This is a genomic window from Microcoleus sp. FACHB-831 (assembly GCF_014695585.1).
Taxonomy (GTDB): Bacteria; Cyanobacteriota; Cyanobacteriia; order Cyanobacteriales; family FACHB-T130; genus FACHB-831.
This window is the reverse complement of the sequence record NZ_JACJON010000084.1, coordinates 113,564-136,896: the sequence shown is the minus strand read 5'-3', so window position 1 is coordinate 136,896 and position 23,333 is coordinate 113,564. Positions and strand designations below refer to the sequence as shown.

Annotated in this window: 11 protein-coding genes; 6 read left to right on the top strand and 5 right to left on the bottom strand. The window is 43.6% G+C overall.

From position 1 onward, the window contains the following. The first annotated feature begins 54 nt into the window (after positions 1-54). From H6F77_RS27215 to H6F77_RS27190, 6 genes are all read left to right on the top strand, one after another. The gene (locus tag H6F77_RS27215) at positions 55-2,214 is read left to right on the top strand and encodes a WD40 repeat domain-containing protein (protein WP_190492038.1); all 2,160 of its coding nucleotides are present in this window, start codon (positions 55-57) and stop codon (positions 2,212-2,214) included. Between the two features lie 113 nt (positions 2,215-2,327). Then, positions 2,328-5,357 (top strand): COG1470 family protein, encoded by a 3,030-nt coding sequence (locus H6F77_RS27210; RefSeq protein WP_190492037.1) that lies wholly within the window; start codon positions 2,328-2,330, stop codon positions 5,355-5,357. Between the two features lie 15 nt (positions 5,358-5,372). Continuing rightward, the gene (locus tag H6F77_RS27205; protein ID WP_309228928.1) at positions 5,373-7,160 is read left to right on the top strand and encodes a tetratricopeptide repeat protein; all 1,788 of its coding nucleotides are present in this window, start codon (positions 5,373-5,375) and stop codon (positions 7,158-7,160) included. A 105-nt stretch (positions 7,161-7,265) separates the two neighbouring features. Beyond that, on the top strand, positions 7,266-8,021 hold the full coding sequence (locus tag H6F77_RS27200; protein ID WP_190492036.1) for a MinD/ParA family ATP-binding protein: 756 nt from the start codon (positions 7,266-7,268) through the stop codon (positions 8,019-8,021). A 297-nt stretch (positions 8,022-8,318) separates the two neighbouring features. Beyond that, on the top strand, positions 8,319-9,626 hold the full coding sequence (locus H6F77_RS27195; protein ID WP_190492035.1) for a pentapeptide repeat-containing protein: 1,308 nt from the start codon (positions 8,319-8,321) through the stop codon (positions 9,624-9,626). Between the two features lie 112 nt (positions 9,627-9,738). Further along, positions 9,739-10,695, top strand: a complete 957-nt coding sequence (locus H6F77_RS27190) for a glycosyltransferase family 2 protein (protein ID WP_190492034.1) — start codon at positions 9,739-9,741, stop codon at positions 10,693-10,695. Positions 10,696-10,834: 139 nt separating this feature from the next. Here the strand turns inward: H6F77_RS27190 and H6F77_RS27185 are convergent, their stop codons facing one another. The 5 genes from H6F77_RS27185 to H6F77_RS27165 form a co-directional block, all read right to left on the bottom strand. Continuing rightward, the gene (locus H6F77_RS27185; RefSeq protein WP_190492033.1) at positions 10,835-11,356 is read right to left on the bottom strand and encodes a KGK domain-containing protein; all 522 of its coding nucleotides are present in this window, start codon (positions 11,354-11,356) and stop codon (positions 10,835-10,837) included. A gap of 90 nt (positions 11,357-11,446) precedes the next feature. Then, positions 11,447-12,499, bottom strand: a complete 1,053-nt coding sequence (ccsB, locus tag H6F77_RS27180) for a c-type cytochrome biogenesis protein CcsB (protein WP_190492032.1) — start codon at positions 12,497-12,499, stop codon at positions 11,447-11,449. Between the two features lie 196 nt (positions 12,500-12,695). Next, on the bottom strand, positions 12,696-14,564 hold the full coding sequence (locus H6F77_RS27175; RefSeq protein ID WP_190492031.1) for a DUF3352 domain-containing protein: 1,869 nt from the start codon (positions 14,562-14,564) through the stop codon (positions 12,696-12,698). Between the two features lie 400 nt (positions 14,565-14,964). Continuing rightward, positions 14,965-21,978, bottom strand: a complete 7,014-nt coding sequence (locus H6F77_RS27170; protein ID WP_190492030.1) for an ATP-binding protein — start codon at positions 21,976-21,978, stop codon at positions 14,965-14,967. Positions 21,979-22,051: 73 nt separating this feature from the next. Further along, positions 22,052-23,332: a class I SAM-dependent methyltransferase gene (locus tag H6F77_RS27165; RefSeq protein ID WP_190492029.1), complete on the bottom strand. Its 1,281-nt coding sequence runs from the start codon at positions 23,330-23,332 to the stop codon at positions 22,052-22,054. Position 23,333 lies beyond the last annotated feature (1 nt).

The window sequence follows — 23,333 nt, the reverse complement described above, 5'->3', positions numbered from 1 at the left end:
GCAGCTATTAACTTTTATTACAAGTAAATTAACAATAACGTAAAGTTTTAAGAAATGCCGAAGAGCCTGATCAGTGCTAGTGTCTCAGCGCAAGTAGTTAAATTTAGACCGGGAGGTGCGCCCGCAACCTTTACAGTTACAGTTACTAACGAAAGCGCTCAGTTTGCTACTTTTTTGTTGGAGGTGACAGCAGCAGGTGCTGATGCCGAACAAAATTATCGCTGGTATAGCCTTTCACCTGCGGTTGGTGCAAAAAAGCCCCCTGGTGACTCTACGCAATTTTCTGTTGTCATAACTGATAGCCCGGTACCAGGCTTTGTGGGAAATATGAACCTGGCAGTGCGTATTTTCTCACTGGAAATGGCAGATGAGGACAGACAAATAGTACGTCTAGTTTTGGAAGAGGGTCTAGAACAACTTCCGATGAAACTAGAGTTGCCCGTAAGAGAATTTCAGGCTATTCCAGGCGATCGCGTTGAAGTTCCTGTGCGAGTTTATAATCCAAGTCAGAAAACTGTGGATGTCCTGCTTAGTTTTGTGGGTGTAGAACCGACGTGGCTAGCAGGCGGTGCCGAACAGCGAGTGCAACTTCGTCCTGGCGGCAAAGTAGAAACAACTTTCTTATGTCAACTAGCTACTAGCACTTTAGCTGCTAGCAAAACATACCCTTTTGCAATTAAAGCGCTAGCTAATAACGGCTCGCCATCAAGTATTGAAGGCAATCTTACAGTACTTCCGAGTGGGGCAATAGACTTTAGCTGTACGCCAGCAATTGGGCAAATTCCTGCTAAATTAAGCTGGTTCCCTAGACCAAAAGCTAACTCTACTACTTACAAACTACGCTTTGATAATCTTAGCAATTTAAACCAAGAAGTTAGTGCTGCGATCGCTAGCGAAGATCTGCGAAAATTTAAGCTACAAGTTATTCCCCATGAGGCAAACTTAGCCCCTGGCGAAACTACAGAATTGCAGTTAGTGATCGGTCAGCGGCGACCTTGGTTTGGCGTAGCAAAAAAATATTTATTTGAAGTTAAAGCTATTGTCTCTGACCTGCGGCTGGATGTCCGCAATGACACCCAAATTGCACAACTGCGCGTTCTTCCAGTTATCCAAATATGGATGCAGTTGTTTGCATTAGTGCTGCTGCTATTTTTAGCTTGGTGGTTCTCTTGGCTTAACCCTAATAATCCTTTTTACGGACACCAAGCTCCTGTTAATTCCGTACAAATCAATGGCAGCGCCAACGAGTTGGTGAGTGGCTCGAACGACCAAACACTAATTAAATGGGATGTTATTGGCTTCTTCAATCCATTGATAAACCAACAGAGGGAGGTTGTGGGAAATGCGGCTAAAGCAGTGCGCGTGATTCGTTATAGACCAGTAGAGAATAATTTGGTTGCCGCAGGCTTAGAAAATGGAGAAATTCAACTCTGGAATATATTGGGAGGACGTAAAAGAATTGTAGATTCCTTTGTTGCTCAAAAAGATGACCGCGTATTGGCTCTAGAGTTTACCAAAGATTCGCGCTATCTATTCAGCGGTCACGGTAGCGGCCAGGTTTTACAGTGGAATGTGGAACGGTATATGTCTTCAGAACCCGATAGTGCCAAACAACCTATTCTCAAAAACCAATTAGATTTTGCGATTTACGGTCTCGCATTTGTGGGCAAGGAAGATAAAAATCTTGCTATTGTTGGACGCTACAACCAGATGAAATTGTGGAACTGGACGACTAAAAAGCTTACTTCAGTAAATTACAATCGACCAGGAGGCCAAGACGATTACATTACAAGTATAGATAGTTCAGACGTGCAGCCTAACCTTTTGGTAACAGCAGATAACCAGGGCTATATTACCTTGTGGAACATGGGAAACTGCCTGGAGGGAAACGGTGCTTGTGAAGTTCTTGATGAATGGCAAGATGGTCACGGCGGCAAACCAGTTCGTTCTGTAGCTTTAAGCGACGATGGTTGCTACTTAGCTTCTTCGGGGGATGACGCTAAGGTGATGCTGTGGCCGCTAACACTTGAAGGTAAGCGTGCTGACCAATTCTCTAAGGGTAACAACATTGGTCGAGGGTGGCGTGGTGCGAAAATTAATAGTGTAGACATAAAGCTAGAGGATAAATATATCCTTGTTGCTAGTGGTAGCGATGATACTGAGGTAAGGTTACATCGAGTGGATAGATTACCTCAGTTGCAGTGCGATAAGTAGTTTTGACTTGTCATTTGTCAGGGATTCTTTGTCAGCGATCGCTCGTTCTAGAAAGTTGACAGCTAAATAATGGCTAATAACTAATAACTAACATTTAAGAACTAATAACTAATATGCCTAAGAAGCGGTTCGAGTACGGTGCTTTTGGAGCCGAACGCGAGGAACAACAAGCAGGTGGTCTGAGTATAGCCCAGATCCCTTTGCTGCCCACCTCTCAGCAGCCGCTTGTTAGGTGGATGATACGTCAGGGAGAGTGTACCCTACCAGAAATAGCCGATGGCATAGGTCAGGGGCCAGAAGATGTAATGCCTATGCTGGAAGACCTCATAGAAATGGGGTACGCGCAGGAAAGGCAAAGTGAGGGTACTTCGCGCTATCGCGTTATTCTTGCCCGAAGAGAAGGTAGCCAACTAGCAGAGGTTATCTCTCAAACTTTGGCTCCAGGGAGTCCCCTGGCGATTATTCCCAATCCATCTGGAAATCATGCTGTAGTAGCAGGCGGTAGTTTTGAACTCGGCGTCACTGTTACTAATAAAGGAAGTCAGAGCGCACTTATTGATATTTATATAGATGAGTTATCCCAGAATCTGCGTCAGTGGTGCGCTTCTCCTAACGAGCGTATGGCTTTAGGGTCGCAACAGAGCAGCGAGGTTGTATTTGAGTTTAATGTACCTTCCCAAACTCTACCTGGGACTTACAACTACACCATAGTAGTTGACGCTCCGCAGCATTACCCCGAAGACACTCCCATCCGATATTCTCAAAATCTACAAGTTTTAGCTCCAATTCAAGATGCTATCCGTGTTAACGATCCAACCTTCACAGTCGAGCCAGTAACTTCTTCCCTTGCACCTACCATTCTTCAACCCGGACAACTGCTGCAAGCTGTCGTTCAGGTTCATAACCGCTCTGACCGCGTAGACCGTTTTCGCCTCACTTGCCCGGATGTAGATTCAAAATGGTTAACTGTGCGTTACCCGGAAGGGTTAGACGTACCAGGGCTGGTGACGCAATCTGATGGATTAGACCTCAACCCCGGTCAGCAAGGTAATATCCTGCTATTTTTTAATCCACCACCTTATACGCTTGCTGGAATTTACGTTCCTACCATCCGCCTGCACTCTGCGAACAATCCAGCCTTAGTGTTGTTGGATGTACTGTACTTTGAGATTCCGCCTGTCTACTTGCTAAATGTGGAACTACGCACCATTTTGGGCAAGGTGAAACGCATGGCGGGGCGCTACGAGGTGAGGCTTACAAATGCGGGTAATACCGAGCGCGACATCCAGCTCCATGTGGTGGAGGTTTCTGAGAATAATGATGTTGCTGTTTATAGCTTGAAACCGGATCGGTTGCAGATATTGCCTGGAGAAACGGTTACTGCTGTTCTTGAGGTAGAGCCGGATAGGTGGTGGCGGCGTCCTTTCTATGGGGGCGGGGCTGTGGTCGGGTTTGAGGTTTACGTTGAAGATCTCCAGCAGTTACCTTTACCGCCTGAGCCAGTACGGGGAAGTTTGCTGTGGGAGGCGCGATCGCCCTGGCAGTTTCTGTTATTAGTTTTGCTTGTTTTAGGAGCAATAGGCGCGATCGCTTTCCTAATCTGGCTGCTACTCCTCAAACCACCAGTACCCCCAAAAATTCTAGAATTTTCTTCTGATAGCAATTTGTACGAAGAAGCAAGCGGAGAGTTCATTCGCCTTAATTGGCAAATCCGCAACCCCAAGCAAGTCCAAGGGGTGAAAATTATTAGCCAATCTAGCGATAAAGAAGTTTCTAGCCAACCCAGAGTTTTTGACTTTAGCGGGGGTATTCCCGATGAACTCAAACAATCTTGCACGCTTAGGGAAGTGTTAATCTGCAAAAACGTGCGTACCGATGCCAGAAAACCAGGTGAATATGTTTTTGAACTACAGATGTTTGGCAAAAACGAGCCAAGGTTAGTGGCAGACTCTCTTAAAACGAGTTCGATTAAAATATCACCGCTGCCTCTCCCCAAGATCGTTGAATTGTCTTCTACAAAACCTGTCTACGAAGAAGCTAACGCTTTAGTCAGCCCTGGAGCCAAACTCCCGAATGACAATAGTATCAGCCTTAATTGGAAGATCCTCCACCCAGCCCAACTCAAAGAAGTAAGAATTATTGGGCGATCGCCTGAAGGGGCAGTCACTAGCCCGTTGATACCATACACTTTTAGCGAAGGCGTCCCCTCGTCACTTGCTAAATTTTGCCAACTTAAAGAAGAACTAACCTGCACCAACGTACCCACCAATGCTCGGCAACCAGGTGACTATATTTTTGAAATGACCGTCATCCCAAAAAAAGGAGAAACGGAAGCCGCAACCTCAGTTAAAACCGATACTATTAAAATTAATCCCAAAAAAATACAGCCAAAAATTATCTATTTTAAAATAAATGAAAAAGATGCTTTGCCAAAGTATCTTTTTCAAATTAATAAAAATAAACCCTTTATCCCTCTGAAATTATCTTGGAAAGTTGAAGGGGGCAAAGATGCTAAAGTTGAACTTCTTCCTGTTCCAGGAACAGTTCCTTTACAAGGAAACATACCCTATCCCCTAAGTCAACAACCTGCACAAACAACTCTTACACTTAAAGTAACTGGTGCTGGCGAGGAGATAAATAGGTCAGTTAGTATTGATATCTTTGAACCCCCACCACCGCCACCGCCACCAACTGTCCCCCCCGTTTTACGCCCAAGTCCACCAGCAGCATCCCCAAGTAAACCAGGGGCAGCCCCCCGCCCAAATACTCGTCGTCCAGGGCGTCCGCGTCCACCAGCAAAGCCCTCAAACCCGAGAGCCGCAACCAGCCCGGTTATACCCGTCGTACCTACGCCGCCCCCAAAACCGAGAGCCGCAACCAGCCCGGTTATACCCGTAGTACCTACGCTACCCCCTGCTCCACCAGGAAGCGTTGCACCAGGCGCACCAGGTACACCATCACCAACTGCTAGTGGCGCACCAGGTACACCATCGCCAACTGCTACTGCGACTCCATCACCTGTCCCTACGGGGGCGCAAGCACCATTTCCAACAGCTGCACCATCACCAGGCGACGCTAGTTCACAGCCGCCAACCGATCCAGGTGTACTTTCACCTGCGGAAATACCACCACAATTCGATTGAGTAAAAAAGGCAAAAGTGAAAAGGCAAAAGGTAGAAAAGAGGCAAAAGCATTCCCAGTTAGAGCATGGGAACGAGGGCAAAAGGTTGCTCTTTTTCTTTATTTTGTCTTTAAATTTTTTAAGTTTAGCTCCGGTTGCAGCAGCAAGCATAACTAGCGACTTTAGAAATTATGCAGCGCCAGTAAAAAATAGCTTGCTAGCTCAGGATACGCCGCAGCAGGAAGAAAATTTATTTGAATACTGGATTGGGTTATGCGACTCATTGAATGGCGAACAAAAATATGCAGAAGCGCTGGCGGCGTGCGATCGCGCTCTCGATACTAATCCTAAAGACGCTGTAACTTGGATAAAGCGCAGTGACGTGATGCTGAAGTTAACCAAGTATGCGGAAGCTTTAGCCTCAGCGGAACGCGCGATCAAAATTCAACCAGAATATTCTCTGGCTTTGGCTTATGGATGCAGCGCACTTTATGAATTAGGCAGATACGAACAAGCGATCGCTGCTTGCGATCGCGCTATTGCTGGCGATGGTAATTGGGGTACTATCAGCCCTGCTTTTGCTTTGTATAATCGAGGGTTGGCGCTAAGCAAATTGGGAAAACCGCAAGAAGCGATCGCCTCTTATGACAGCGCCTTAGCTATTAATCCCAAATATTCTTTAGTGCTAGCTGCTCGATGCGCCACTTTATCACAATTAGCTCGATACGAAGAAGTAATTGCCGCTTGCGATCTTGCCCTTGCAGGTGATGGGAATTGGGGTAATAGCAGCCCTGCTATTGCTTGGTATAACAGAGGGTTAGCTTTAAGTAGGTTGGGAAGGTTAGAAGAAGCAGTTGCTTCTTATAACAATGCAGTTGCAATCGATCCTAAAGATGCTGCAACCTGGACTTATCAAGGTATGGCTCTAGGACAGTTGGGCAAGCACGCGGAAGCACTAACAGCCCATGAATTTGCTTTAAAAATAAATGAAAAGTATGCTCTGGCTTTAGTTAATCGATGCGCCACGCTAAACAAATTAGGAAAATTTCCAGAAGCACTTGCTGCGTGTGAAAGTGCAATTCAAGGAGACGGTAAATGGGGCGAATTTGGCCCAGCTTTTGCCTGGGATCAGCGCGGCAATTCGCTAACAGGACAGGGAAAATTAGAAGAAGCACTAGCATCTGTTAACCGCGCGATCGCTATTAAACCCGACTATGCAGAAGCTTGGAATAACCGCAGCGTGACGCTGTGGAGGATGGGGAGGTACGAGGAAGCATTAGCATCAAGCGATCGCGCCATCACCATCAATCGCGAATACTCTCAAGGATGGTTCAACCAAGGTAGGATACTTAGAACGTTGGGACGGTATGAAGCAGCGCTTGCCGCTTACGACCTAGCACTCAAGAATGAGGACAAAGTAGGCGATTCCCGTACAATTGCGGATGTTTGGGCTAACCGTAGTGTAGTTTTATGGCATTTGAGGAGGTACAAAGAAGCACTAGCCTCAACTGACCGTGCTATAGGCATTAACCCTGATTCGGGGCAGGGTTGGTATAACCGAGGAATAGTGCTGCTAGCTTTAGAAAGGTATGAAGAAGCGATCGCTTCTTACGACCGCGCTATTGGCATTAATGCCAAAGATGCTAATTTCTGGACTGGTCGCGGGATAGCACTCAAAAACTTGCAAAGGTATGAACAAGCGCTTGCTGCCTTTGAAGAAGCGTTGAAAATCGCCCCAACGCAAGCTCAAGCCCAAGAAAACATAAAAATTGTCCAGCGAAAGTTGCAAGAACGCACGCCAGCGTCTAACCCCAAGCCAAAATAATTTTTAGATGGTTCATGGTTTGCGGGTTTATGGCAAGCGACAATCAGCAATGAACCGTTGAGCAACGAACAACCAATGTAGTTCTTTAAAACCCAAAGGTAAACCATGTCCAAAATTATCTCGGTTCACTCGTTTCGGGGGGGAACAGGCAAATCAAATACAACTGCTAACGTAGCTGCTGCTATGGCTGCTTTGGGGCAGCGAGTTGGTATCGTAGACACGGATATTCAATCACCAGGCATCCACGTCCTTTTTGGTATGGATGAAAGCAAAATGCACCGCGCCCTGAATGATTATCTCTGGGGTCGCTGCCCGATTGAAGAAACTGCATATGACGTTACTCCATCAGAGGTGAAGGCTAAAAAAGGTAGCATTTATCTTATCCCTTCAAGTATTAAGGCTGGCGAAATTGCCAAGATTTTGCGCGAGGGTTATGACGTAAATATGCTCAACAATGGGTTTGGTGAACTGATAAAGCGTTTGGGACTAGACTATTTGTTTATTGACACGCATCCTGGCATCAATGAAGAGACTTTACTTTCTATAACAATTTCTGATGTTCTGGTGATTATCCTGCGGCCAGATCGCCAAGACTTCCAAGGTACTGCTGTAACTGTAGAGGTGGCTCGCAAGTTAGGGGTTCCTAAAATGTTATTGGTAGTCAATAAAGTGCTGCCATCTTATGATTTCGACTCTGTGCGGCAGGAAATAGCAAAAATTTATAAAGCTCCCGTTGCTGGCGTTTTTCCTTTGAGCGAAGAGATGGTTCAGCTAGCTTCTAGCGATCTTTTTAGCTTGCGGTTTCCCGATCATCCTATTAGTAAAGAGATACGCGCGATCGCCAAAAGTATCAAAGGCTAATTATCAAGGATGGAGTAATACTTCATCCTTACTACTTGTTAACGGGTTGTTTCATTGTTAAACAAATTACAAATGCTTTCATCATTGGCAGATTTTCTGCACAAATGCATCGCAACATAGCTGAAGCTGTACCAAGTCTGTGGGGTGGATGAAGCAACGCCCGACTTGGGTTTAAAATTTTTAAGGTAATTGCAATTTCTGATAGAGATCTATCAGCCGCTCTATATCTATTGCATTCAGAACCTAACTATACACTTAAGCAAGTTGTAGCAGTCGAACCAAGAATTGGTATTAACCATGACCAATCCGCCCGATCCTCCTAAGTCCAGTTCATCAACAGAAACCCCGGAAAGTGCCAATGGCAAGAATGCTGCTAATGAGAATATCAGACAAAATCAACGTTTAACGACCGGGGGAACAAGCATCGAGCAGCAACACCTAGCGAATTTATCTCGATCGCCTAGTTCTCCCGCTGTGTTTCGCAGTAAACCGCCAGTATCAACGATCGCTGTTATTGCGATCGCTGTTATGGGTGTAGGGTTGCTCTTTAATAACTTGTGGGTGGGAATGTCGGGAGCGATTGTCGCCTTGCTAGTATCGCTACCCATTGTTTTGCAACCCTTGCGAAGAGAGTTGATGGAGGTGCTGACGCCAAAGCAGCGATCGCTGATTGTAGCAACTCTGGCGACGATCGTAGCGCTCTTAGGCTTGCTAAAGTTCCTCGGTTTCTACAAAAACCTCTTCACTTGGGGTCGGCAAATCCAATGGGATGCCTTTGGATCGCTAGCGGAATGGTTTGGAGCCTTGGGTCAAATCTTCATCGCTGTCCTAGCCGTCTACATTGCTTGGCAACAGTACGTGATTTCTAGAGATCTGACCATTGAGCAAAACCGCTTAACGACTCAGCAAAACGTTATCACCCAGCAGCAAACAATTGATGCCTATTTCCAAGGCGTCTCAGATCTAGCGTTAGATGAAAAAGGCTTTTTAGAAGACTGGCCCCAAGAGCAGGCGTTTGCAGAAGGTCGCACCGCAGCGCTTCTTGGTAGTGTCGATGCAGCTGGTAAAGCCAAAGTTCTGCGGTTTTTGTCCCAATCTAGATTGCTCACACCACTAAAGCGCGATCGCCGTTTGGGTCGTCCCATGCTCGATGGCGATGGGGGTTACGAAGAAGACCGTGCTTATGGCGTCCGCGTCATTGATTTAGGAGTGATGTTGGCTGGAGGATACCTAGCGGGGACTGACCTGCGCTGGACAGACTTGAGCGAAGCCAATCTTGTCAAGGCCAATCTCAGTAGCTGCGATTTGGTGAAAGCTAACTTATCGCGTACTATCTTGTACGAAGCTAATCTTGCTGGTGCCGATCTCAAAGGAACGCGGTTATTCTATGGCCCCCCTGAAACTGCTAGCCCTCGGAGCCGCACTGAAGTGCCCGATTACCGTACTGGAGCTTTCACGGGTGCAGTAATAGAAAACGCCGATTTTACCGACGTTCAAAGGCTATCGGAAGAGCAGCGCCAATACTGCTGTGCGTGGGGTGGCGAGCAAACAAGAAGTACAGTTCCCGGTGGTTGCGATGGGATTCCGAATAAACTAGGCAGGTAATTATCTAGGGTATGGGACATGGGGCATGGTTGAGTTATGAGTTATGAGTAAAATTTCTTAACTCCTAACTTTTCCCAATTCCCAATTCCCTAATCCCAACTTTTTATTAGTTATGAACCCGAAGTATTCGTTTATAGTTCCCGTCTACAACGAGGAAAAAAGCCTTCCGGAACTTTATCGCCGGATGCAGATTGTAATGGATAAGCTAGAAGAGCCAGCAGAATTGATATTAATTAATGATGGCAGCCGCGATCGCTCCCTACAATTACTGCGCGATTTCCATGACAAAGATCCCCGTTTTTGCTACCTCGGTCTAGCTCGTAACTTTGGTCATCAAATTGCCGTCACTGCTGGTTTAAATTTTGCTAGGGGCGAGTGCATAGTTATCTTGGATGCAGACTTACAAGACCCCCCCGAACTAATCCCCCAAATGGTGGAAAAGTGGCAACAGGGCTATCAAGTCGTTTATGCCCAGCGCACCTTACGCCACAAAGAACGGTGGGGCAAACGAGTCACCGCTTATGTGTTTTATCGCCTCCTCAACAGACTCGCTGATGTGGACATTCCCACCGATACTGGCGATTTTTGCCTGATAGATAGACAAGTCGTAAATATACTTAATTCTATGCCAGAGCGCAATCGCTACATTCGCGGGCTGCGTTCCTGGGTTGGCTTCCGACAAACATCAATTCGCTTTGAGCGCGACCCCCGCTTTGCCGGTGAGGTAGGCTACACCTTTAGTAAATCTCTGGCTTTAGCCGTCAATGCTCTAGTGTCTTTTTCAAAAGTTCCCTTGCGGCTGTCAACATACGTTGGCTTATTTGCCGCTGCTATGGCCATATTGATGGGACTTTTAGTTTTATATTGGCGGCTTTTTCTGCCTCATTCGCCTTTAACGAACTTTACAATTATTTTGGTTGCTATCTTCTTTCTGGGAGCCGTTCAACTCGTAAGTATTGGTATATTGGGCGAGTATATCGGGCGCATATACGAAGAAGTTAAAGGCAGACCGCTTTATACTCTGGCAGAAGTGCGCGGCTTTACCTGCCATCAATCAGATAAATTTTAGCTTTAGGAAATACGCATTTGTAATTAACAGATAAGTATGTGAAAAGCGAAGAATCAAAAAGATTCTTCGCTTCATTAGGTTACGTTCAAAAGGACAAAAAGCCGTTGCGTAAGTCCTATGATTTTAAATTCAATCCAAATTAGTACTGATTTTCTGGCCAACTAGCTTGGTTCATATCCTGCCAAACGTCATCGAGTAGGGAGTTTTGCGGCATATCTTCTAACTGGTTGTTGTCCGATATTCCTGCAAACTCTGGTTCCTCCTCATCGATAGCCATAATTTCAGGAAAGTCAGGTTCTTCCTCGATGATTAACATAGCTGCAAGCTCCGGTTCTTCCTCATCTAGAGAGATAGCGGGAGTTGGTGGTTCGGGGAATTCAACCTCAGTATCTTGGGGACAAAATTCTAGGCTAATTCTAACTTTTCCTTTTTGCCAGCCATCAGAACCAAATTTCAAAACTTCGCAATTGATGCCGTTGTCGCTAAACCATCCTTCTGTTTCTTCCGTCCATTTTACTTTTCCCAACCCATATTCCAATTGATCTCTCATGGATTTGGAAAATTCACCAACCCTAAAGGTGCGGTGTCCAATTAAAATTTGGGAATCCTCTTCAACAGAAAGAACTTCACCTTTAGCCAGCGGCTCAAACTTATTTTCCACGTTAATTTCCCCTGGTTAGATTCGGAGTTTTAAAAAATCTGTACGTTAGTCTCAGTTAACAGACGGCGGCTTAATGCTTCCGGATCAAAGCTAAAAAAACCAACCGTAACTGTGAAGTCCCTTACCCAGCAGATTGACCCCAAGATAGCAAATCCATACGACTATAAATCCTACTGCGGCTAGAATTGCTGGGCGGCGTCCTTGCCAACCCTTGGTGATGCGGGCATGCAGGTAGGCGGCAAATACTAGCCAGGTAATTAGCGCCCAGGTTTCTTTGGGGTCCCAACTCCAGTATGTGCCCCAAGCTTCGTTTGCCCAAACTGCTCCGGCAATAATGCCGATTGTAAGTAGGGGAAAGCCTAGTCCAATAATGCGATAGCTAATGTTGTCGAGGGTTTCGGCAAGGTTCAACCGTTGGGGTGAAAGTGGTGGCAGGGTGGCGGTAGCGGTTGTGATGCTGGTGTTGAGTAAATTAAGTACTGCTGTTTTGCTACTGCCATTGCTTTGAGCTAAAACGGCTGCTGAAGATACATCGGCAGTCACGCTTGGATTTTCGGATACTACCTTACCGTTGCGGTGTAGTTGGTAGTTCTGGTGACGGTAGCCACCGTTGCCTACTGAACTACCCCGGAGTTCGATATTCTGACCCCTAGTGACAATGAGAAAAGCGATCGCTAAGAGGGCACCTACCATCAAAGCTGAGTAGGAGAGCATCATCACGCTGACGTGCATCATCAGCCAATTGGATTTGAGCGCGGGGACTAATGGTTCGGCTGACTGCATGGGGGAGGGCAATGTCAAAGCGGCAAAAGCAGCGATCGCCATTGCTACAGGTGCAGTCGCAACACCTACCAACCTGCTGCGGCTCATATTTTCAGCAATCAGATGGATAGTTGTAATTCCCCAAGCTAGGAAAAATAGCGATTCATACAGATTGCTTAACGGGAAATAGCCAGCTTCAATCCATCTAGCTCCCAGTAGAGCAGCGATGCAGAGGTTGGCGATCGCCATCCCCGCTGTTCCCAAAGCTGACAGATAGGAAATGTTTGGGAAAGCTGCCCCTCCCCAATAAATCAGCATCGTCAGAAAAAGAACAGCAAACGAAATATTATCTAACCCGTTCTGGAGTGCAACCAAATCCATACATTGTTCTGTCCTTGAAGTTTTTAAAGAATGCAAACACAAGCCTCAATTAAATCGTATCTGTTCTGGCCGCTAACCAAGTCAAAAGTTAAAAGGCTGTCATGCAAAAGAAGGAAAAGCTATGCGCTTCCAGAATTTTTGCCAGCGCCTAGTCCGCAAATTAAGTGTGGAACAGCCTATGAAGCTGATAAATAGCTTAAGGAGAAGCTGAGGGGGTTGATAAATTGGGGTTGGGAGAGCTTGTTGCTGAAGGAGTAGGTAGTGGTTGGATTTGTGCGGGGGGCAAAGTTGGGCTAGCCTTCGCACCGGGAGAGCCAGTGGGTTGGGGACTAGGTCGCGGCGATTTTAAATCCGGTGGCAAAATCGGAGTAATTTGGGGGCTGGGAAAGGGGTTGGAGTTTGATCTTGGTTCTCCTAGCTTTTTGAGCGCTACAAAGATATCGAAGCGGCTGTGGTACTCATCGCTAATCGCACCTGTAACCCCAATAGCTCGAATCCCAGCCATTACTGGTTTGAAGTTTTGGATAAACGGCGTCAGAGTAAGATTACCAGCGTTGATGGTACGGTCAACATCTATGAAAAAATGGCCGTTTTTAGAATTAAGGGCTGTAGGTACGGCTTGTTTAAATAACTGTTGATCTTCGAGTCTAGCTGTAGGTTGGGGGGCAAACTCGCTGGCAATGTTAGCTCCCATTGTGAGGAAGGCTACATTCCCATCTAGCCAGCCGTGAGTTGATGTGACTCCTCCTAGCGGCGAGATCCAATTTACGACTGTTTGACCGTTTAGCTGGCTGGGTTGCACCAGAAATTTGTATTTAGTAGCTACGAACTCATCTAGCTGCTTGAAGGATTTTTCAGCTAGGGAGCGATCGCTCGCCTGCACCATCACCACCACGCCCGCGCTTAAGTTTGACCCGCTTGCTGGAGGCGCAGGGATTAATGATACAGAAAACTCTCCTGCCATCCAAGGCAGCAAATCTTGCTCCCAATCCAAACTGGTTCTAGACTTTACAGCAGCCCGAAAATCCTGTGGGTTAAGGGGGACGATGGGATTAGACTGGGCGCCTTGGACGTAATTTTGCCACAACCGCTGCAAATTACCGCCAGACATCATCATCAGCGTTTCGCCTGGAAGACGTTTGGCCATAATCTTAGCGTTGTTTTCTACAACATGTTTCTTGGTGCTATTCGGCTTAAGCCAAGAAATGCCTTTAAACTGTATTCCCTCTGGCTCTAGCGTTACCGTTGCAGCTAGTCCCTGGTTTTGTTGCAAGTTGGCGAGATTTTCTGGGGAAAGGGAGCGAGCAGAATTTGCCGCCGCCACAGCCGCCGCGACGGGCACGTTGAAATACAAATGGGCAAAAGGCTGTCCCGCTTTAATTTTGCCCAATGCGTCAGAATATCCGGGGGTTATGGCTAAAGAGGGTTCGCCTTTGGCGGTGTCAATTGCTCGCTCAGTTGCTCTAGGATCTGTAGTGACAACAAGCGATCGCCCCAGCACTGCGGTTGACAAAGTTTGGCTGGAAGTAGATTGCGTTTCTCGTATTTGTACGTCTTTATAAGTACGTTCAACCAACTTTCCCTGTTGGCGCGATTTCGCTTTTTCTAAAAGCTGCTGTGCCAAAACTGCATTATCAATCGGCAGCACCATAACCATCGACGGTTGAGCCAAAGGTATTGCCCCCGATGAACTGGAATTAGGCGTCCCGACAACAGATGACAAGTAGGCGATGGTAACTTCTTTGCCTATCCAGGGTTGGATATCTTGCTGGTAGTTTAAGCCGTTGGTAGTGAGTAAATTGTCATTGAGCTGTTGCAGTTGTTTGCTGAAAGCAGCTTGGGTTTCAGGAGTACCATACTGCTCTAGTTGCTGCCATTGCTCTGAATCGGTGGAGATAGATACAGCAACGAGGGCGTTTTGCGGAACCAATTCGGCACCGACAGGTACATTTCCTCCCAAGATATTTCGCTGCACCAGCAACCAGTAAGCAACTGCTCCCCCACCAATCACCAAGACGGCAGCACCCAAAGTCAATAGCAGGGATGGTTTGATTGTTTTACGCATGGACTAAAGACAACTAGGATGCCATTGCCAATTTAGCAGGCGATGAGCCTGAATGTGCTTGTGTTTAGTTAAATCGATTAGCGATCGCTATTTCCCCGGCTTAGGTTTTCAAGGATATAAAACATAGCGAGTACTATGAGCAGCAGTTGGCTAACTTGCAGCATCAAACCCAACCGCCACCATCCAAAAAGCAAATTAAGGCGTATATTCCCGCTATTACAGCTAATAAAAGCTTATAACATGGAAAAATTTGCCAATGCTTTAGGCTGCGCGTGCGGATGCATTCAGTAGTAGAAAAGATAGCATGAGCGCTCAAAAGGAAGCGGCTAACCTGTATAACTGGCTCTAAAAGCAATGATAGCAATAAATAACCCTAAATTTAGGGTTATTTAAGTAGTAATTAGCTACTAATTTGGCAAGGGATAATTATAGAAAACTCCGTACCCTCGCCAGGGTTAGAGGAGCATTCCAAGTGGCCGCCGTGCTTTTCTACTACAATTTGATAGCTAATAGATAAACCTAGCCCTGTACCTTTCCCTACAGGTTTAGTAGTAAAGAACGGGTCAAATATGCGCTGTTGGATTTCCGCAGGAATTCCTAAGCCATTATCGCTAATTCGGATTGCCACTTTTTCGCCTTCTAAGACTTCCGTCTGAATCCGAAGCTTAGGTAATTGTTTGCTGTTAATTTTTGATGGTTCATTTAAATATTGTGAAGCCTGAGCATCTTCTAAAGCATCAAGTGCATTTGTTAATAGATTCATAAACACCTGGTTCAACTGCCCTGCATAGCAATGTACGCGAGGGAGACAACCATACTCTTTTATAAGTTGAATATCAGGCTGGCCGGGCTTACCTTTTAGGCGACTTTGCAAGATAACCAAGCTGCTGTCAATGCCAGCGTGAATATCAACTGCCTTCATTTCAGATTGATCCAGCCTTGAGAAATTTTGCAGCGATCGCACAATCAGGCTAATGCGATCGGCTCCTATCTGCATAGACCCTATAACTTTCGGCAAGTCTTCTTTTAGATATTGCAGGTCAATTTCATCCGTCTCCAATTTAATTTCGCGCACAGGGTTGGGGTAATACTGTTCATATAGTTGCAATATTTTGAGCAAGTCTTGAGTATATTCCTTGGCATAACTGAGATTACCGTAAATGAAATTTACCGGGTTGTTAATTTCGTGAGCAACCCCCGCCACCAGTTGGCCTAAACTAGACATTTTTTCTGCCTGAATCAACTGTACTTGGGTACGTTGCAGTTGCCGTAGAGTATGTTCTAGATCTTGCGCTTTCTCGCGTTCTCGCGCTTCACTCTCGCGCAATGCTTCCAGCTTAGAGATTTGGAAATGAATATTGATTCGAGCTATTAATTCTTTTTTGGAAATTGGTTTAGTTAAATAATCATTAGCACCTGAATTGAAGCCTATAACTAAATCACCTATTTGATTTTTAGCTGTTAGCATCAAAATTGGCAGTTCAGACAAGGAAAATTGTTTGCGTATTTCTTGACAAACTTGATATCCCGTCATTCGCGGCATCATTACATCAAGTAATATCATGTCAGGCTTTGTGCCGCCCTCAATTATTGACAAGGCTTCGATGCCGCTGGAGGCTTTTATAAGCGTGTAGTTTTGCCCTGAGAGATAGTTGGATAAAACCTGAAGATTAACTGGTTCATCATCCACTAACAAAATTTTTAAATTGCCTTGCGTAGAATTAATTTCAGAAGTTATAGAAGTAGAAAGTGTTTCTGCTGTAGGCAATAAATCAGTAGGCTGGATGCCCAAGTTTAGTTGTTCTAGCAAGTGGTGAACTGTTGTTACTGTCGGGGCTATTTCCAGCTTGCTATCAGATAGTGGCAAGGTAAAGCTAAACTGGGAGCCTTCGCCTACATTAGATTCAACGCGAATTTTACTCCCGTGCAATTCTACTAGCTGTTTAACGATAGCAAGACCAAGACCAGTTCCTCCATAAACTCTGGCGGTCGTACCATCAGCTTGTTCAAAAGATTCAAATATTCTGTCTAAGTCAGCCGCTGGAATACCAATGCCAGTATCGGAAACTGTAATTTGCACCTGATTATTGGCTACAGTTGCTGATACTTCTACTATCCCTGAATCTGTAAATTTAATCGCATTCCCTACGAGGTTATAAAGGATTTGTTGTAAGCGATCCTCATCGGCATCAACAGGTGGTATTAATGGGTCGATAGAGTTTAACAGTTGCAAAGGTTTGTTGCCAATGAGAGGTTGGCTGAGCTTTAGCACGATATCGACAATCTCGCGCATTCCTACTGGCTTAATTTGTAGCGTTAGATTACGATATTTTAGTTTAGAAAAATCAAGGATATCGTTGACTAAATTAGACAGTCTCCGGCCACTTGATACGACCATTTCTAGATTAGAAATAGTCTGCTTAGACAACTTTCCTGTAGCACCATCAATGAGAGACTCAGCTATACCGATGATGCCATTAAGGGGGGTGCGGAGTTCATGGGATGTATTGGCTAAGAACTCGTCTTTGAGCTGTTCTAACCGCTTGCGATCGCTAATGTCGTGAAGTGCGCTTAACATTGTTTGTTCGCCATTGAAGGTCAGCGGCTGTGCAGATAGGCTTACCCAAATGAGCGTCCCGTCTGCTTTCTTGGCGCGGAGTTCATAATTTTGGACGTATCCATTTTTAGCAAGTCCATCTAGCAACCCCTGTCGATCGGCTGGATTGTAATATAAATTGGGTGATTTGCAACCAATTACCTCCTCGCTAAGCAAACCGAAAGTAGAGCCAAATCTTGGGTTAGCATATAAAATTACGCCATCGGATATACGACTGATGACGAGTGCAGTTGGAGAGGTTTGGGCAATAATACGAAACCTTTCTTCGCTATCACTTAACTGTGCTTGGGCTTGTTTGCGATCGCTAATTTCTTGCCTGAGTTCGGCATTTAATGCTGTCATGCTGTCATACAATTTTGCATTTTCTAAAGAAATTGCGATTTGAGAAGACAAAAGTTCTAAAACTTTCAGTCTATGGGGTGTAAAAGCATTTGTAGTTAAATTGTTCTCTAGATAAAGCAGACCGATTAACTGCGTCTGTTTAATAATAGGAGTACATAAAATAGACTTAGGCTGATGTTGCAGCACGTAAGGATCTGATTTGAATAGCCCTTCGTTAACAGCATCACCTAGAACCAAACTAGATTTAGTTCTTTTGACATAATTAGCGATCGCGCAAGAAACCTCTTGGCTGGATTCCAACAAAATTGATTCGAGGACTTTTACCTCCCTTTTATCTACCGCACCTGACGCAGCAATTACGAGAGCGCCTGATTCTTCTAGAAGGAGAAAACCTTTTTGCGCCCCTGCATTCTCTAGGACGATTTTCATTAATTTTTCTAATAGATTGTCAAGAACAATTTCGCCGGCCAAAGCTTGCGAAGCCTTAACAATAGTCATTAAATCTAGCGATTCTGCTGTAGAGCCAGAGGAAACTGTACTGCTATTTTTAACTCCTGTATCGTCTGTTATCGATGTCCCCGAAAAGAATTGGGGATATGTTTCTTCTAGAGCTTTTACTTTCGCGATCGCTCCCCATTTTAAATAACCATAGCGGGCTTCCACAATATGAGCTTTTGCCAGTATGGTGTATCCCTTATAGATAAAAAATCTAGCCGCCAGTTCATTAGCTATAGCTTCGTTCTGTACATAATCATATTCTCTTGCTGAGTTAATAGACCTTTGATACAAATCCATAGCCTCTTGATCTTTGCCCAAACAACGAGCCAGCTCAGCAGACATTAATAAGTATTTATGTAAGAAGTTGTCTGGACATGACTCCGACCACTTCCGCATCGTCTCTGTATTATTTAAAATTCTTTCCAGCGCTGGCTTTTTCTCTGATTCGGGCAACTCCGAGTAGAGACTTTGCAGGATTAAAGTATAGTAAAAATAATGCTCAGGTACTAAAATTGAAGCAAATACAGTAGAAACTAATGTTTCCGCTTCTTTTGCTATCACTAAAGCCTGAGAGTAGTTTTCTTCTAAATAAAGCCTCTGCGCCTCAAAAATACAATATGTAATCTGAATACCAGCAAGTTTTTTTATCTCCCTCAGATGCTTATCTCGATCGAAGCTATCATCCTTTATACTTGTTCCCTGTAACTTCCAGGCGATTTCATGGGTCAATTTTAGAAAATCAAAAAAAGCTCCAGATTTTTGTTTAAGAAAATCGCTATATTTTTGAGTTTCTTGATAAAAGCTATTTAAATTTTCACCTGACATGAATATTTTAACTGCCAAGTAAAATGCCAGGTATGTCCCCCATTGAAAATCGCCTACTTCAATAGCATTCTTAAAGCCATTCCTTAAATAAAGCCTATCCGTATTAATATGATTCTTCCAGTGATTAATATAATTGCTGAATACTGAATACAACCTTGGTTTAAGAGTTAAATTATTGAACTTTTCGTTTAATTTTAAAGCTAGCGAACCAAACTCATAAGCATTTTCAAACTGATCTATACCTGACAAAGCCAATCCATAAGACATATAGGCAAAAGATGTGAGATCGCAATTGCCGTACTTTAAAGATATATTTACCGTCTTCAATATCACCGCATAGGCTAAGTCTTTATTAACAAAGCGAGCTGGCATGATTGTGTTTATGAGCAATCGTGTAAGAGCTATTTGCTCTGGTGATGTCATATTAGACGCATGAAGTAAATCTTGTACTTCTCTATCTGCCAGATGCACTTTTAATAATTGGTTTTCCTGTTGGATCAAAGCTTTTAATTGTGATTCATCATCAGGAATATTAATCCCAAATAGTCTTAGACCTTCTTTAGCAATCTCAACACCTTCTTTTGGCTTAACTAATGCTGTTTTTATAATAATTTTAGTTACATATACATTAGTTTTTTCTAGATTTGATGTTGATTTATTTAAAATAATTTCAAATGTTTTTTCTGATGCTTCAATATTGCCATTTAGGTATTCACAGTCTGCACGCTCCATATGCAGCGATAGAGTCAAATCATATTGGGTATTCCAGCTATCCTCTAAAAGCAGTTCCATCCCAGCAGTAATGTATTTTAAAGCTGGTTGAAATGCAGTAGACAATTTTGCTTTTCTTCCTGCTGTGAGATTTAATTTTGCTAGATAATATCTTTCTTCCTGAGTAGTAATTAAGTCTCTACCCAAGTTCAACTGGTTAACAATATCAAAAATTTTGTCTTCTAAATCCGATTCTTTTGTATTTCTGACAAGCAACTGACCAACTTTGAGATGAACCTGTTGCTTATTAGTTTCCGGTATTAAAGAATAAACAGCTTGCTGCACGCGGTCGTGTAGGAATTTGTATAAAATTAATAAATTGTATCTAGGATAGTTAGCAATAGAATCTTCTACATAAGTCTGTACATATTTATACTCATTACCTATTGGCAAAATTAGCCCTTCGCTGATTGCTTCTTGAAGTTCAGCAGCGGTTTCTTTGTCATATTTTTCATTGACGACGGAAAGCGTTTTTAAATTAAATTCATTGCCAATACAAGCTGCTAATTTTAGAACATTTTGGGTATTTAACCCCAGTTTTTTAACTTTCTTTATCATTAATTCGACTACATTATCTGTGATCTCCATCTCGTGAATCTGGCTGACATCCCACTGCCACATACCACATTGATTATCAAAAAATAATAATTTTTCTTCGTGCAGTGACTTTAAAAACTGGGTCAAAAAGAAGGGATTGCCATTAGTTTTACTAAAAGTTAGCTCTGCTAGAGGTTTTGATTTTTCGATTTCACAGTGAAGTGTATCCGCAACTAATTGCTTGATATTAATTAGCTCTAAAGGTCTGAGAGCGATATTATTTACCACAGTTCCGTAAGCTTGAATTTCATCCAAAGTTAGCATTAAAGGATGAGAAGCATTGACTTCGTTATCTCGGTAAGCGCCAATCATCAATAAATATTGACTATTCGGCGTAGTCATCACAATATTGAGTAACTTTAGCGAAGCTGCGTCCGCCCATTGTAAATCATCCAAAAATAGAACTAACGGATGTTCTCTTGTAGTAAAAATATTAATAAATTCTTGAAATACTAAATTAAACCTATTTTGTGATTCTGTGGGTTCTAGTTTGGGAACGGGCGGCTGCTTACCGACAATTAGTTCTATTTCAGGAATAACATCAATTATTACCTGACAGTTTGGGCTGAGAGATTCTAAAATTTTTGTTTTCCAGATAGATATCTGTTCTTCACTTTCTGTAAGTAACTGACGGACTAATTCTTGAAAAGCATGAATTAACGAAGCATAAGGAATATCTCGCTTAAATTGGTCAAATTTTCCGCCTATAAAATAACCCCTCTCCCGCACGATAGGTTTATGGATTTCATTTACTAAAGCTGATTTACCAATCCCGGAGAACCCAGAAACTAAGATCATCTCGCTTGTGCCTTGACTAACTCTCTCAAAGGCCGCTAAAAGTTCAGCAATCTCTTGTTCTCGACCATAAAGTTTTTGGGGAATCTGAAATTTATCAGAGATATCTTGTAGACCGAGGGGGAAACTTTTAATGCTCCCATTTTTTTGTAGCTGATTAAGGCAGTTTTCCAAATCCGCCTTTAACCCAAAAGCACTTTGATATCTATCTTCAGCAGTTTTTGATAATAACTTGATTATAATTTCAGACACTACTGGTGGAATGTTATCTTTCAGTTGGTGAGGCGGGACTGGTTGTTTAGCAATATGGCAATGGACTAATTCCATAGGATCGTTAGATTGAAAAGGTAACTCTCCAGTTAACATTTCATATAACGTTACTCCCAAAGAATAAAAATCCGTGCGGTAGTCAATTGAACGGTTCATCCTCCCCGTTTGCTCTGGAGACATATATGCGAGAGTCCCTTCTAGCAAATTAGGGTTGCCAATAGTTTGATCTTCTCTAGATAGCAGAGATGAAATGCTAAAATCGGTAATTTTTACTATTTTTTTATCTTGATTTATAATGACATTCTGGGGTTTAATATCTTTATGAATAATATGATTTTGATGTAATTCGCCTAATGTTTGAGAAAGCTGTATTGCTATAAAAAGAGAGTCTTTTAAATCACACGAGTTCTTTAAAAGTAAATTGTCAAGAGACTCTCCTCCAAAGTCTTCTAATATTAAAACCCAGGATTTATCATATTTTTCAAGTGCTAACGGCTTAGTTATGCCTGTTAAATTAAGATGTTTAGTAATTTCATATTGATGCTTAAATTTAGCAGTTTCTGCAAGGGATGGATAATCATTATGTAATTTTTTAATAATTACAGGATGGCTGCCATAATTTGTATGTCCTCGGTATACAACTGTCTTTGTGCCTTGGTAAATTTTTGCTGTAACTGTGCAGCTAGGAATGGTCAGCATAGTTCACTAAAAATAGCTGAAATGGTTTATTTGGCTAGAAAGATAGCACCCTGAAAAAATACTATTTAAGTGTTTAATCTAACCAATTTTTGCGCGTAAGGGGCAGTTTCCACTCCCTATCAAGCCGCCGTCGCAATAATACTTGATAAATAGCTAGGTGGTTCTGTTCAAAGGCTTGGGCAAAACCTGTTAGATAAAGCCGCCACAATCTTGCTTTCGGTTCGCCGATTAAGGCGATCGCTTGTTCCATCGCTGCTTCTAGATTAGCAGCCCAACATCTAAATGTTTTGCCGTAGTGCGATCGCCATCCATCAACATCGACAATTTCCCATCCCACTTCCTCTGCGGCAGCTAGATTAGTAGACAAAGTAGACAATTTTCCATCAGGGAAAATATAACGTGCAATAAAACGCTCGTTTAAACTAGAACCCTCCGAGTGTCCGATCGCCGTCATACCGTGATTCAAGAACAAGCCACCAGGCTTCAATGCAGATAATGCCTTCTCGAAATATATAGGATAATTTTTCACTCCTACGTGTTCAACCATACCAATAGAAACAATTTTATCGAAGGTTGCTTTTTGGGGTAGATCTCGATAGTCTAAAAGCTCGACTTTCAGATGTTCGCCCAAACCTTCTTGGTCAATTATTTCTTGGTTAAAAGCTAACTGCTCTTGGCTAAGAGTAATCCCATAACCCTTTACTCCATAACGAGTGACAGCCCAACGCAACAACGCACCCCAGCCACAGCCTATGTCCAGTAAGTATTCGCCTGGTTGCAGTCTGAGTTTACGACAGATGCGATCGAGTTTTGCTTCTTGAGCTTCCTTGAGGCTCATTTGTTCATGTTCAAAATAGGCACAAGAGTAGAGAAGTAGAGGATCGAGCCAGAGGCGGTAAAAATCATTGCCAGCATCATAGTGATGTTGAATAACTGCTTTGTCGCGCTCTTTCGTACCGAATTGAAGTTTATGCCAAGGTAAATTTTCGTCAAAGGGTACGGGCAAAGCGGGTAAAGCCATAGCCTCAACCCCAGCCTTTATTGCTTGGCTATGTTTTATGTCTGAATAGGAAAGATTCTCTAACAGCATTAAGTCGTCAAAGTCGCCTATATAGTCTGCAAAGCCCTTAAGATAGGCTTCAGCTAGAACTAAAGGATCTTGAGTGAGAATTAGCTCCCGGAATACTCCGGGATGATGAATTTTTATAGTAATTCTAGGTAGATGGTCGTCAAGATCGCTATTGAGTGATATTTTGTCTGTACCCCAGCATTCAATGCAGATTTTGAGCGGTACTCCAGACAGTATTTCACTAAGGATACCTCGGATGCCGGGAGGGAGAGTAGAGTATGTCATG